Raw genomic sequence first — 13,589 nt, forward strand, 5'->3', positions numbered from 1 at the left:
GATATTTCAGCTCGTCGGCAGCTTGCGCAGTCCGTGATGGCGGACAATGGCCTGCATCGCCTCCGCGAGGCGCTCGCACTCCTCCACGGGCAGATGGCCAAAGAACTCCTCTTCGTTCTCGTCCGCCAAAGCCGCCAGCACGGGCACCAGCGCCCTGCCCCTTGGGGTGAGTTCGAGCGCCTGGTAGCGCCTGTCAGTCTCACCCGGCATGCGACGCAGCAACTCCTTCTCGGCCAGTCGGTCGACAAGCTTGGAGATTGCTCCGCGAGTCATGCCGAGCGCCTGCGCCATCCCGCTGGGCGCCGTCCCGTCCCGGTCGAACAGCGCCCGCAGCAAAACCCATTCCGCCACAGTGACGCCGTGTGCCTCGACCTTCAGCGCAAAGGCGTGGGAGACATGGTTTGAAACGAAACGCAGCCAATAGCCGAGATGCGCCTTGAGGGGGCTGGGTGTCAGCATGGATGCTCCATTGGTTGACTAGGAAACTAGTATAAATCAGTTTCCTAGTCAACCAATAGCAGCGCGCGAATCGCCTCCTGATATCCATCCTGCGATTGATATCCAGGGATTGCCCGCCTCTGGCTTGGCCGCCGCCCCCGCTGCCAAGCCGGAAGAGGCGCGAATCCTAAAGCGTGTAGCCGCCATCGATGTTGAGGCTTGCGCCAGTGATGAAGCTTGCCTCGGGGCCCGCCAGATAGGAGACGAAACCCGCCACCTCCGCCCCCTCACCGAGCCTGCCCAGAGGAATACGGGCCTTCAGCCAGTCGGCATGCGGGCCATCGGCCGGATTCATGTCGGTCGCCGTCGGTCCCGGCTGGACCGTGTTGACCGTGATCCCCCGCGGGGCGAGATCGAGTGCCATGCCGCGCACGAGTGCGGCCACGGCGCCCTTGGACATCGAGTAGACGCTTGCGCCCGCGACGGCCGTGCGATCCGCGACGATGCTGCCGATCACGATGATGCGGGCACCCTCCCGCATGTGGCGGGATGCCGCTTGAGCGGCCGCGAAGACGGAGCGCACATTGACCGCCACCATGCGATCGAAATCCTCCAGAGGATAGGTGTCCACGGTGCCATGGGTGAGGATGCCCGAGTTGCAGACGAGCACGTCGAGCCTGCCATGGGTCTCGATCGTCCGGGCGACGGCCGCCTGGACCGCGTATGGATCGGCGCTGTCGGCCTGGATCGCGAGCGCCTTCCCCTGCCCGCCCTCGATGTCGGCCACGACTTCCTGGGCCCTGCGCGGGGACGAAGCGAAGGTAAAGGCAACCGCCGCCCCGTCCGCTGCAAGTCGCCTGGCGATCGCGGCGCCGATACCACGCGAACCGCCGATCACCAGCGCCACCTTGCCAGTCAATCCATTGTTTTCAAACATAATTTTCCTCATTTTTGACTAAACAATCCATAATTAGGCATAAAAAAGAGCCGGCTTTTCCGGCAAAGCACTACCTGCGTTTCAAGGCCTCCATGGCGAATTCCACGATCTGGCGCAGCCCCGTGGTGTCGAGGCCTGCCTTGGCGCTCACCTTGAGGCCAAGCATGGTTGACTGGATGAAATAAGCCGCACCGGAAATATCGATATCGGCGGAAACCTCGCGCTCGGCACGTGCCTTTCTCAGCGCCTTCTCGATGGCCGCATGGAGAACCTCGCCGCTCTGCCGGCCCATCGCGCTGATCTCGGCGTCGGCCTGCCCGAATTCGGAGATCGCTCCCACGCCCATGCAGCCCAACGCCCGGAAGGCGGGATCGGCCTCGGCCATCGCCATCAGCATCCGGCGAATGCCGCTAAACGGCGAAGCTTCCGATTCAAGCAAGGCGATCTGGTTCGCGACGCTGACATTCTGATAGCGCGCGAGAGCTTCCAGATAGAGCCGCCTCTTGTCGCCGAAAGTGTCATAGAGGCTCTGGCGGCCGATCTTCATCGCCGCCAGCAGATCCTCGGTCGAGGCTGCCTCGAACCCCTTGGCCCAAAACACCGAGATGGCGTGTTTGAGCGCTTCGTCGCGGTCAAATTCCCTGGGTCTAGCCATGCATCGACAACATATGTTTCGGATCGCGTTGTCAAGAATTTTTGTTGCGATGCACAATATTCAGGCAAATGGGCACGAAATGCTCATTCCAAGGTCCATTCTCACCGTAAACAGGGCCTGCGGGGAGGGTTCCGGCCACAGGCTCGCCGGGATCCGATTACGCATGGCAACCGCGCCAAACTGTCACTGCTGCAGCGATCGAATTTGTTATACAAGTTCGGTCCAGCCTGCTTTTCCAAGCAATCCAGCCTTATTTTATGTATTTCGGAGCCGTCCGGTTCCGGGTTCGAGGATGTTATGACTATTGCACAGGAGGCGGCCTGCTCCATGGCGGTCCCGCTCCAGGCAGCGACGCCGACCGTCGCCTCCCTGCCCGATCCTCGCCGCTGGGCGGCGCTGTTCGTCCTTCTCGCCGGCACGCTGCTCTCGCCACTCGATTTCTTCATCGTCAACGTCGCCCTGCCCTCGATCCAGGACGATCTTGGCGCCTCCTCCTCCTCCGTGCAGATGGTCCTCTCGGCCTATGCCTCGGCCTATGCGGTCCTGCTGATCACCGGCGGAAGGCTCGGCGACATATTCGGCCGCCGCCTCGTCTTCATTGCCGGTCTCGTCGGCTTCGGCATCGCGTCGCTTCTTTGCGGCCTGGCGTGGTCACCGGACATGCTGGTGGCGAGTCGCCTGTTGCAGGGCGTGTTCGCCGCGATCCTGATGCCGCAATCACTGGCGTCGATCCGCACGCTCTTTCCCGAGAGGGAGCGCCCCCGTGCCATGGGATTTTATGCCACCACCTTCGGTCTCGGCTCGGTGCTCGGCCAGTTGCTGGGCGGCCTCCTGATCGCAGCCAATCCGTTCGGGCTCGGCTGGCGCAGCGTCTTCCTGGTCAACCTGCCGGTTGTGCTGATCGTGGCCCCGCTCGCCTTCGTGCTGATCCGCGAGAACAGGGAAGGCAAGGCTCCGCGCCTGGACCTCGGCGGCGTGGCGCTCCTGGGCAGCGCCCTCACCTGCCTCATCGTGCCGTTGATCGAGGGACGCGAGCGGGGCTGGCCGTTGTGGTCGCTTGCCATGCTGGCAGCCGCCATCCCGTTCTTCCTCGCTTTCTGGCGCTTCGAAAACCGCGTCGTCGCGCGCGGCGGCTCGCCGCTGCTGGTTCCATCGCTGCTGGAAGACCAGGGCTTGCGGAGAGGCCTGGCAGCGGCACTTTTCTTCAATGCGCCCGCGGCCTTCTTCCTTGTCTTCGCCATCCTCCAGCAAGCCGGCTATCACAAGACGCCGCTGGAGGCAGGCCTGGCGATCCTGCCGCATGCGGCGGGCTTCATCCTGAGTTCCCTGGCGCTCCCCGCCCTGCTTGGCCAATTCGGCCGCCACACTCCCGCGCTTGCGATGGTGATGGTCAGCCTTGGGTGCCTCGGCCTTTCGGCGGGAGCGCTGGCAGGCGCCTACTGGCCCATGGCTGCCTCGCTCTTTGCAATCGGCCTCGGCCAGGGGCTGGGCATGCCGACACTGATCCGCTCGGTGCTGGAGCGCGTCGATCACAAATGGGCGGGCCTGTCGGCAGGACTGGTCAACACCATGCTGCAGATCTCGGGTTCCCTTTCCTTCGCGCTGATCGGCGGACTCTTCTACAGCGTGCTCGGCCCGTTTACCGACACGGCCTCCATCACCCAGGCCTTTGCGGGCGCCATGGCCGCGGTCGCGGCTTGCCTGATCGCATCGGCCTGGCTCATCGAAGGCGTCAGGCCGCCCGCGGGAGGTCACCACCCGGGCGATATCGGGCCGGTGACCGGACACTGACATGGCCTGGTGCCGGACAGGGCGCTATTTGTGCTCCGGAGCAAAACACCAGCAACTGCCAAGCGCTTGACCGAGAACGAAGTCCTCCGGAAGCCATCTCGACCTCAACGCATCCTGCGCTACTGACAGAGAGAGAACTTCCGGAGGTAGTCTGCGATCGAACCCGTCTTCTCGGTGGCGCAGACCGGCGCGACTACCTTCCCCGCCTCATCCTTCCGGCCCTCTTCGTGCAGGATGGCGCCTAGGACGGCGCGTATCTGATTTTCGAGATCTGGCGAGACGGCAGCATTGTCGAGCAGGGCGCGATCAGAGAGGGCCGCCCGCAGATCCGCCTCGGCGCCTGCCAGGTCTTCTTGCTTCAGGAGGTTCTGGGCGTGTACGAAACGCAGCCGCGGATCGCTGGGATACCGGTCAAGCAGGCGCTTCACCTCGCCCTCCCGATCGAGCGAGGCCGACGCGAGGTCCGGCGCCAGTTGCAGGTTCTCCCGGTACTGCGCCGCGATGGTCGGCAGGGCGCTTGCCGCCACCGCGAAGAAGAGCACTGCCAGCAGCGCTCCCAGATTGGCCAAGCGGGGACGCGGCAGTCGTGCCGGCCACAGGCTCAACAGGATGAAACCCATGGTGACGCCGCCGATCGCCCCGCCGAAATGCGCGCCGTAGTCCACCTTGCCGCCGCTCACCGCCACGTTGAGAAAGGGCAGCAGGGCCGGTACGAGGCCGTAGATGGCCTGCATGATCAGCCCGGCCCGCATCGGACCGGCGGGAATGCGCAGTGACACGGCGAGCGCGGCTGCGAAAAGGCCGACGATACCGCCTGAGGCGCCGATGCCGATGACGTTGATCGGGTTGACCGCGAGCGACATCAGCGAGCCGCCGATCGCGCTGACGGCAAAGACGGCCGCCGTCCAACGCCAGCCGATCAGCGGCTCAAGCAGCCTTCCGATCAGGAAAAGAGCGAAACAGTTGAAGCCGATATGGGTAAGATCGGCGTGGAGGAGCGGCGCAGTGAAGATCCGCCACCATTGGCCGGCCTCCATGACCAGCGGATAGCTGAGGCCGCCGAGAGTCTGGAGCGTGGCGAGCGTGGGCGCGGCGAGGCTGCCCGCCTTGCCGATACCGAAGGCCTGCTCGCAGATGAAGACGGCGACGAGGAGCGCCATCAGGACGAAGGTGAAGATCGGCCGCCCGAACGAGAGGGCAAGCTGCGGTCCCGCAAGGTCCGTGACGGAAAGGCGCGGTGCCTTCATCAGCCTCTCGACCTGTCCGGCCAGGCTGAAGCGGCGGCCGAACGGCGGCAGCGGCCAAGCCCTCCGGGCCACGGTATCCACCCCGATTGCCACGGTGCGATAGCCCTTGCCGCGGCCCTTGTAGGCGGCGAGATGCGCCCGGCTTGCCTTGTCCACCTCGAAGGATCCGATCTCCACTATGGAGATCCTCAGCATGATCGGCGTGCGCTGGGCCTCCACTGTCTCGCGCGCGACCCTGGCGAGATCAGCGGGCTGCATGTCGAAGGTCTTGGCACGCTCGCTCTCGCGGTCGACGATCCCGATGATGGAAAGGGAGTTGCCGTTGGCGCTCGTCAGCACGTAATCGCAATGCTGCAGCAGTTCCTGCGCCACCGGAACCACGCCGAGCTTGTAGCCCTTGCGGGCAACCAGATAGCGGGCATAGTAGCGTGCGAAGGGCTCGCGTGCCGTTGCAGACTCGTTCATCCGTTCGTCATCCAACCGCCGCTTCCCCCATGGCATGCATGCACGAGCGCCCCGCTTCTTTGCAACGCGTTTCATGTCGCCCGCACAGATTTCCCGCCGGGCGGCAAGGCAGGAATGGCTGTTCGCGTAAGAGAGAGGCTTGCCGGACAGGCGAATATCGATCGGAAACCCCCGATCCCATGCTGCCGACGCAGGACAGACCACCGTATTCATGCTCGCAATTCGGGGGATTTTGCTGTATGGCCACCACAACTCGTGATTTCCCAGGAATTTCTCGCCCGAGCCCTGCCCGCAGTGGCTCGCTTTGGCGTTTCATTCGCCCCGTTTGAGGCTTTCCCCCGTGACCCTTTCTTCCCTGAATCCGGCCCTGCGTCAGGCCCTGGCCGAACGCAGCTACGACGAACTGACGCCGGTTCAATCCGCTGTCCTTGCCGAGGAGGCCGGCGAGCGTGACCTTCTGGTTTCCGCCCAGACCGGCTCCGGCAAGACCGTCGCCTATGGCCTGGCCATTTCCTCCGACCTGCTGGGCGACGCGGAACGGTTCGGGGAGGCCGCTGCGCCGCTCGCCCTCATCATCGCACCCACCCGGGAACTCGCCATCCAGGTCGAGCGGGAACTTGCCTGGCTCTACAAGCCTGCCGGCGGGCGCATCGTCTCTTGCGTCGGCGGCATGGATCCGCGGCGGGAGCGCCGCCTGCTTGCCGACGGAGCCCATATCGTCGTCGGCACGCCGGGACGCTTGCGCGACCATATCGAACGCAACGGCCTCGACCTCGGCGCGTTGCGAGCCGTCGTGCTCGACGAAGCCGACGAGATGCTGGATCTCGGCTTCCGCGAGGACCTCGAATTCATCCTCAAGGCGACGCCGGAGGAGAGACGCACGCTTCTGTTCTCCGCCACCATGCCGAAGGGCATCGTCGCGATTGCGCGCGACTACCAGAAGGATGCCTTGCGCATCGAGGTGAAGGCGGCCGAGCGCGGTCACGCCGACATCGAATATCGCGCCATCCGCATCCTGCCCAAGGAAACGGAGCACGCTGTCGTAAACCTCCTGCGGCAAGTCGCCCCGACCACCGCCATCGTGTTCTGCAACACGCGGGAGTCGGTCCGCCATCTGCACGCCACCCTGCGTGAACGCGGCTTTTCCGCCGTGCTTCTCTCGGGTGAACTCGGCCAGAACGAGCGCAACCACGCCTTGCAGGCCCTTCGCGACGGCCATGCCCAGGTCTGCATCGCCACGGACGTGGCGGCACGGGGCATCGACTTGCCCAATCTCGGCCTCGTGATCCATGCCGACCTGCCGCACGATGTCGAGAAGCTCCAGCATCGCTCGGGCCGTACCGGACGCGCCGGCCGCAAGGGCATCAGTGCCCTCCTGGTACCGATCTCGCGTCGGCGCAAGGCCGAGATCATGCTCAGCCAGGCAGGCGTGAAGCCGATCTGGGTGGGGCCGCCGACTGCGGAGGAGATCCGCGTACTCGACCGGGAGCGCATGCTGCAGGATCCGATGCTGACGGAAGCGGCGGGCGAGGAAGACCTCGCCATCGCCAGGCTGCTGCTGGAAAACCGCAGTGCCGAGGATATCGCCGCCGCGCTCGCCCGTGTCTATCGCTCGCGCCTGCCCGAACCCGAGGAGGTGAGCGATCCCGGCGAGCGTCCCGAGCGCCGGGATCGAAAGACGCGTTTTGAACGGGATGACCGCCCGCACCGCTTCGAGCGCGAGGATCGGCCGGAGCGTGGCGAGCGCCCCCGCCGGTTCGAACGCGAGGAGCATCCGGCGGAAAGCGACGATACCGTGCGGTTCCGTCTCTCCATCGGCCGGCGCAACAATGCGGACCCCAAATGGCTGCTCCCCATGCTGTGCAGGCGGGGCGGCGTGAAGCGTCGCGATATCGGCAACATCCGCATCTTCGATCACGAGACGGTGGTGGAGATCGCCAGGGACGTTGCAGAGCATTTCGCCGCCAACGCGCGCCGTCCGGATGAGGAGAACATCCGCATACAGCCCTACCGGGACCGGGGCGGGGATGAGGGCCCACGAGGATCAAAGCCCCACAGGAAGGGCGGCAAGCCCGGCAAGCGACGGGAGCGTGACGAGTAGCGCTGCGTTGTCGGTGCCCCACCACAGGCTATCGAGAGGTCTGCGCCGGGATCGACCCGGCGCGCCGAACTTTCGGGCCCTTCCCTAGCCGAGAAGCATGGCCGCAGCCTGAACTAGGATAAGAGCGGCGATCGAGATGATGGTCTCGACGACCGTCCAGGTCCGGAAGGTCTGCGGGACGGTCATGTTGAAGTATTGCTTCACCAGCCAGAAGCCGCCGTCATTGACGTGGGACAGGATGAGAGCCCCTGCCCCGGTCGCCAGCACCAGCAATTCGGGATGAGTGCCGGGCGACTGCGCCGCCAGTGGAGCGACGATATTGGCGGCGGTGGCCATCGCCACCGTGGCCGAGCCGGTGGCGACGCGGATCATCGCGGCAAGCAGCCACGCCAATACGAGCACGGAGACATGGGCGCCGAGAGCCATGTCGACGATCACCTTCGAGATGCCGCTGTCGATCAGGATGCGGCCAAATCCGCCGCCAGCCCCCACCAGCAGCGTGATCGCAGCCGTGGGCGCGAGGCAATCGGTGGTAAAATGCAGGATCATGTCGGACGTGAATCCACGCATCGTTCCCAGCGTGACGAAGCTCAGGATCACGCCGAACAGCAGGGCGATGTCGGTGTTGCCCAGAAAGTGCAGGATCGCGTTCCCCGCATTCTTTCCGGGAATGATCAGGTCGGCCCAGCTTCCCACCAGCATCAGGATGACCGGCAGCAGGATCGTCAGCATGGTCACGCCGAAGCTGGGCAACTGGCGGGCCGGATCGCTCTTCTTGACCAGCGCCTCCGCGATCGGATTGTTCTCGTCGATCTTCATGCGGCGGGAAATGAAGCCGCCGAAGATCGGCCCCGCCAGTGCGGCGACCGGCAATCCGATAATGATGCCGAACAGAATGGTCTTGCCGATATCCGCCTGATAGGCCTGCACGGCCAGAAGCGCTGCCGGATGCGGCGGGATGAGGCCGTGCACGACCGAAAGGCCTGCCACCATCGGCAGGCCCACCATCAGCATCGAGGTGCCGGTGCGGCGTGCGACATTGAAGGCGATCGGGATCAGCAGGACGAATCCCACCTCGAAGAATACAGGCAGGCCGACGATGAAGCCGATAAACATCATCGCCCAATGGGTGTTCCTGGCACCGAAGATGCGGATGAGAGTGACCGCGATCTGCTCCGCGCCCCCGGACTCGGCCAGCATCGCGCCCAGCATCGTCCCGAGCGCGATGACGATCGCAATATGCCCGAGCGTATTGCCGACACCGGTCTCGAAGGACTTCACGACATCGCCGGGCGGCATGCCGGCAACGAGTGCCAGGATCACGGAGAGACTGAATATCGAAATAAAGGGATTGATCTGGAAATAGGCGATCAGGATCACCATGCCGATGACGGCGGCCACGGCCGCCAGCAATAAAAGTGTTGGAGTCATGTGTTTTACCCGGCAGTGTTTCCGGAAACACTCGCCGGGCTTCGCAGCCAGAAAGTGCTCCGAGCTAAAGCGTTGGAAGAAATCGCGATTCAGAGGAATCACGATTTCTTCCAAGGCAAGTGTTCGGAGCAAGTTTCGCTCTTTTCAAGCGCTTTGTCTGGCGTGAACAGACAGTACTCCCAAGGGGAAACTTTCCGCTCCATCGCGCAGAACGAGGGGCGGGTTCGGTACAAGGGGCGTGCCTGCCTGGATATCCGGCGGCTAGGCGGCTCCCGTGAGCCGCTCCCAATTGGCGAATGCGAACTTCTCCTTGTCCTGCGCATTCAACGGCGCCTGTGCAAGGAAGGCCCGAGCCCGCCCGCCCGGCTTGTACTGGTAGGGATGATCGGTTGAGAACAATATCCTGTCGGCGCCGACGATTTCGATGGCCCGCTGCAGATAGGACGGGCTGAACATTCCGCTGGCGGTCACGTAGAGATTGTGACGCATATAGTCGCTTATCGATCGATCGAGCTTCGCCACCCTGCTCAGGGAGTCGAGCCGCTCGGTATAGAACAGCACGACCTCGCCCCAGTGGCCGAGAATGATCTGCAGGTCGGGGAGCCGGTCGAAGACCCTCGCCAGGGCCAGGCGCAGGAATTGAATCCCGGCTTCGTAGTGCCAACCCAGGCCGTAGGTCGAAAAGGCCAGATCGACGGCATCGCCAAACCCCGAATAGTACACCTCCCTCACGGGGCGCTGCGGCATCTGTGGATGAATGAAGACGGGCACCCGCAGGGCCGCCGCCGTTTCGAAGATGGGACGAAAGGCGAGATGGTCGAGGTTCATTTCACCCGTGCGCCCGCAGACCATCGCGCCCTTCAGGCCCAGTTGCCGAACGCTTCGATCCAGTTCCAGCGCAGCCCGTTCGGGCGCGGGGGTAGGAAGCGCGGCAAAGCCCTGAAAGCGGTCCGGTCTCCCCGCAACGGTCGCGGCCACGAGTTCGTTGGTGCGGCATGCGAGGTCGACGCTCGCGGCCGGCGCCAGATCGTGCAAGCCGGGCGTGGTAAGCGAGAGCACCTGCATGTCGACCCCGCCCTCGTCCATTAGCGCGATCCTGCCGGCTCCGAGATCATCCAGCCGGTCCTCCATCTCGCCCAGGTGCAGGCTCGCGCCATCGTCCCCGAACACCGTCGGCGCCTCCGCCCAGGCACGCCGGACATCCGGGGTGAGAAAGTGTTCCTCGATCGCAATCAGCTTCATAGCCATCTCCTCCGCAAGACAACGCTCCAAAGGAGCGAGCCCTACCGATACCGGCTCCATCAAAAGTGCGGAAGGCGCAGCATACGCAGTTCATAGTTGCACAAGACGCCATTCCACTCGATGCTTGAGGTCGACTGCGCCACGGGAGATCGCCATGCCGGATGTCGACCTGAACCTCCTGCCTGCACTCGATGCACTGCTCGCAGAAGGCAGCGTCGTGGGCGCGGCCCGGCGGCTGGGCATGAGCACTTCGGCCATGAGCCGCACCCTGGCGCGCCTGCGGGCCACGACGGGTGATCAGCTATTGGTACGGGCGGGTCGGCGTCTGGTACCGACACCGCGGGCGAGCGAACTCCGCGAGCGTGTCCCCGCGGTGTCGCGGGAGGCCCTGGCCCTGCTGAGTCCCGCCGAGGCCGAACTCGATCTGAAGGCTTTGGAGCACACGTTCACCATTCGCGCGAACGACAGCTTCGTCGAAGCTTTCGCCGCCGGCCTCATCGTCGCGGTCGCGACAGCGGCGCCGGGCGTCAGGTTGCGGTTCTCGCCGAAATCGGACAAGGACGTCGCCCGCCTCCGCGACGGATCGATCGATCTCGATATCGGGGTCATGGGTGACACGGGTCCGGAAGTGCGCGTTCAGGCTCTGCTCCGGGATGGCTTCATCGGCGCCGTGAGGGCCGCGCATCCGCTTCTCGCAGGCGGTAAGGTGACCCCTGAACTCTACGCCGCGTGCGAGCACGTCGTCGCCTCGCGGCGCGGACACGCGAACGGCCCGGTGGACGAGGCGCTGGCCGCGCTCGGCTTGGCCCGCAGGGTGATCGCTATCGTTCCAAGCTTCTCGGCAGTGCTCGCGGTGGCGCGCGCCTCGAACCTCGTCGCGCTCGTCCCTGAATCGTTCGCAGCCTTCGCCTTGGCCGGGGCCGGCGCTGCTCGGACGCTTGCGACCTTCCCCCTGCCCGTGCGGACGCCGCCGATCACCGTCTGCCAGATGTGGCATCCGCGGCTGGACGGCGATCCCGCTCATCGCTGGCTTCGCGGCGTCGTACTGGACGTATGCGGCCCCAGATCGGGCAAGGGCTCGCCAGGGACGAGGGCGAATGCCCCGTTCCGAGCTATCCCAACCGCATGAAGACCAGCCCGATCAGGATCAAAGCCGCCGACATGCCGCGCACCGGCGTGAACGGTTCCTTCAGGAAGATCACGGCGATCAGTCCGCCGAACAGCACGCTGGTCTCGCGGGTCGCCGCGACCAGGGCGATAGGCGCCACCGTCATCGCCCAGATCACGATCCAATAGGCGGCAAGCGACATCGCACCGCCGGCAAAACCCGGCATGAGGAACTTGAAGGCCGGTCGAATGCCCTCCAGTCCCTTCCGCCACAGGCAGATCGCCAGCATCGGATAGGCGTCCACCGCGAAGAGCGCAGCGGCGTAGGCGTTCGGGCTGCCTGCAGCCCGGGCGCCGACCCCGTCCACGATGGTATAGAGCGAGATGGTCCCGGCGGTGAGCAATGCGTAGACCACCGCCGCCCGGCTCGGCATCACCTTGCCGCGCTGACCCTTGAGGGAGATCAGCAGCACCCCGAGGCCGAGCAGCGCGATGCCGAGGACGCTCCCCGGGGTCATCGGATCATGGATGAAGGCGAGCGAGATCGCAGTGGTCACCAGCGGCGCGGCACCGCGCGCGATCGGATAGACCTGGCTCATGTCAGCCCGCCGATAGGCCTCCGCCAGGAAGAGGTAGTAGAACAGGTGCAGGATCGTGGAGATCGCCACCCAAAGCCAGGCCTCCGGGTTCGGAAGACCTGTGATCGGCAGCGCCGCCAACGCGATGATGCCGCAGGAGACGCAGATCAGCGTCATCGCCAGGAACGGATCCAGCCTGATCTTGACCAGCGCGTTCCAGCCCGCATGCAGCGCGGCTGCAGCAAGGACAGCGAGAAAGACCGGCAGCTGCAATTCCATCGGGAGGGCACTTCTTCGTGGAGGCGCCCGACCGGCGGCCAAGGCCGTTGCCTGCAGGGGCGAACATGGAGAGGATTGCGGGGAGCTGCGCGCAATCCGGCAGCACTATCAGTGCCCTCCATGTCACCATGACAGTTTTGTGTCAAAGATTCGCGAGGGGTTCCTCGCGAAAAACCAGCTCGAGCAGGATGCCCCCCGGCGTATGGATGAACAGCCGCCGCTCTCGAAGGTCGGGCAGGTCCATGGTCTGGTAGCGCAGGCCCAGTTTCTCCAGCCGGGCTCGGCTGCCGTCATAGTCCGCCAGCCTGAAGGCCGCATGGTCGATGGTCTCGGCCTCGCGATGTGGCAGGCCGCCGCCACCCGGGATGAGGTGGACGATCGGTTCGCCGGCTTCGTAGAGCCAGTAACCGGGAAAAGGAAAAGGAGGCCGGTAACCCACCTCGAGGTCGAGAACGGCCTCGAAGAACGCACGGGTTCCCTCAAGGTCGGCCGTGCGCAGCGTTACGTGATCGAGTGCCATGATCCTGCCCTCAGCCGATCGCCGCCCCGCCGTCGACCCGCACCGTCGTGCCGGTGGCGAAGGGTGTCTTCATGAGAAACAGCACGGCGTTGGCGACGTCCTGCGGCTGGCCGACGACTTGGGCCGGGAGGCTCTTGCCGACACGTGCGAACATCGCCTCGCGCGCATCGTCGTCGAGCCGCGACCACAGGGGCGTATCGATCAGCCCCGGCGAGACCGCGTTCACCCGCACGGGCGAGAATTCGAGCGCCAGGCCGCGAGCCAGGCCCTCCAGGGCTGCATTGATGGCGCCCTGCATCACCGAACTGGCGGAGGGACGCGTGGCAAGCACCCCGGAGATGAAGGTCAGAGTGCCGCGCTCGCTGATCCTCGCGGCGCGCGCTATGCGGTAGGCACCCCAGAATTTGCTCTCCATCGCGGCATGGGCTTCCTCCAGGGTTAACTTGCGGATGGGGCCGGTGGGCGTCTGCGCGGCCGAAATGACGATATGGTCGAAAGGCTCGTTGTCGCTGAAGAATGCCTCGATGCCCGGCTGGTCGGCGGTATCGAGCGCGATGCCTCGCGTCCCCTCGCCGATCCGCCGGGCCGCCTCGGCCAGCTTTTCCTTCGAGCGCGAGAGTACGGTGACGTCCGCTCCCTCGGCCTTGGCGTCCATCGCGACGGCGAGCCCGATGCCGGAACTGCCGCCGACGACGAGGACGCGCTTGTCCTTGAGAATGCTCATGGGTTCTCTCCTTGCACTCGATCCATTGGTGCTGCAGGACCAAACTTAGGCCATGGCGCCTTCCACAAGAATAG

12 protein-coding genes are annotated in these 13,589 nt (G+C 64.9%); 3 read left to right on the plus strand and 9 right to left on the minus strand.

All coding sequences use genetic code 11. From position 1 onward, the window contains the following. Positions 1 to 6: 6 nt before the first annotated feature. From AC6H34_RS00465 to AC6H34_RS00475, 3 genes are all read right to left on the minus strand, one after another. A complete protein-coding gene (locus tag AC6H34_RS00465; RefSeq protein WP_497537564.1) occupies positions 7 to 459 on the minus strand; it encodes a MarR family winged helix-turn-helix transcriptional regulator in 453 nt (150 codons plus the stop codon). A gap of 166 nt (positions 460 to 625) precedes the next feature. Further along, positions 626 to 1,375 carry a 3-oxoacyl-ACP reductase family protein gene (locus AC6H34_RS00470; RefSeq protein WP_497537565.1) on the minus strand — a complete coding sequence of 250 codons (750 nt, stop codon included), beginning with the start codon at positions 1,373 to 1,375 and terminating at the stop codon, positions 626 to 628. Positions 1,376 to 1,445: 70 nt separating this feature from the next. Further along, positions 1,446 to 2,030 (minus strand): TetR/AcrR family transcriptional regulator, encoded by a 585-nt coding sequence (locus AC6H34_RS00475; protein ID WP_497537566.1) that lies wholly within the window; start codon positions 2,028 to 2,030, stop codon positions 1,446 to 1,448. A 297-nt stretch (positions 2,031 to 2,327) separates the two neighbouring features. On the opposite strand from AC6H34_RS00475, the gene AC6H34_RS00480 reads away from it, so the two are divergent. Then, positions 2,328 to 3,821 carry an MFS transporter gene (locus AC6H34_RS00480; protein WP_497537567.1) on the plus strand — a complete coding sequence of 498 codons (1,494 nt, stop codon included), beginning with the start codon at positions 2,328 to 2,330 and terminating at the stop codon, positions 3,819 to 3,821. 119 nt (positions 3,822 to 3,940) lie between these two features. On the opposite strand, the gene AC6H34_RS00485 is transcribed toward AC6H34_RS00480, so the two are convergent. Continuing rightward, the gene (locus AC6H34_RS00485; protein ID WP_497537568.1) at positions 3,941 to 5,533 is read right to left on the minus strand and encodes a rhomboid family intramembrane serine protease; all 1,593 of its coding nucleotides are present in this window, start codon (positions 5,531 to 5,533) and stop codon (positions 3,941 to 3,943) included. A 340-nt stretch (positions 5,534 to 5,873) separates the two neighbouring features. Here AC6H34_RS00485 and AC6H34_RS00490 point away from each other — a divergent pair, with 340 nt between their 5' ends. Then, on the plus strand, positions 5,874 to 7,634 hold the full coding sequence (locus tag AC6H34_RS00490; RefSeq protein WP_497537569.1) for a DEAD/DEAH box helicase: 1,761 nt from the start codon (positions 5,874 to 5,876) through the stop codon (positions 7,632 to 7,634). 84 nt (positions 7,635 to 7,718) lie between these two features. Here the strand turns inward: AC6H34_RS00490 and AC6H34_RS00495 are convergent, their stop codons facing one another. Next, entirely contained in the window at positions 7,719 to 9,065 is a 1,347-nt protein-coding gene (locus AC6H34_RS00495) for a GntT/GntP/DsdX family permease (protein ID WP_448146673.1), read from the minus strand. A 261-nt stretch (positions 9,066 to 9,326) separates the two neighbouring features. Further along, the gene (locus AC6H34_RS00500) at positions 9,327 to 10,307 is read right to left on the minus strand and encodes an amidohydrolase family protein (protein ID WP_497537570.1); all 981 of its coding nucleotides are present in this window, start codon (positions 10,305 to 10,307) and stop codon (positions 9,327 to 9,329) included. 154 nt (positions 10,308 to 10,461) lie between these two features. Here AC6H34_RS00500 and AC6H34_RS00505 point away from each other — a divergent pair, with 154 nt between their 5' ends. Next, positions 10,462 to 11,436 carry a LysR family transcriptional regulator gene (locus AC6H34_RS00505; RefSeq protein WP_497539830.1) on the plus strand — a complete coding sequence of 325 codons (975 nt, stop codon included), beginning with the start codon at positions 10,462 to 10,464 and terminating at the stop codon, positions 11,434 to 11,436. Here the strand turns inward: AC6H34_RS00505 and AC6H34_RS00510 are convergent. From AC6H34_RS00510 to AC6H34_RS00520, 3 genes are all read right to left on the minus strand, one after another. Continuing rightward, positions 11,420 to 12,271, minus strand: coding sequence for an EamA family transporter (locus tag AC6H34_RS00510; RefSeq protein ID WP_497537571.1), 852 nt, complete (start codon positions 12,269 to 12,271; stop codon positions 11,420 to 11,422). The genes AC6H34_RS00505 and AC6H34_RS00510 overlap by 17 nt on opposite strands. 142 nt (positions 12,272 to 12,413) lie before the next feature. Beyond that, positions 12,414 to 12,791, minus strand: a complete 378-nt coding sequence (locus tag AC6H34_RS00515; protein WP_448146669.1) for a VOC family protein — start codon at positions 12,789 to 12,791, stop codon at positions 12,414 to 12,416. 10 nt (positions 12,792 to 12,801) lie between these two features. Then, a complete protein-coding gene (locus AC6H34_RS00520; protein ID WP_448146668.1) occupies positions 12,802 to 13,515 on the minus strand; it encodes an SDR family oxidoreductase in 714 nt (237 codons plus the stop codon). Between the last annotated feature and the right edge of the window lie 74 nt (positions 13,516 to 13,589).

The sequence above is a fragment of the Labrys sp. ALF-8 genome (assembly GCF_059699065.1).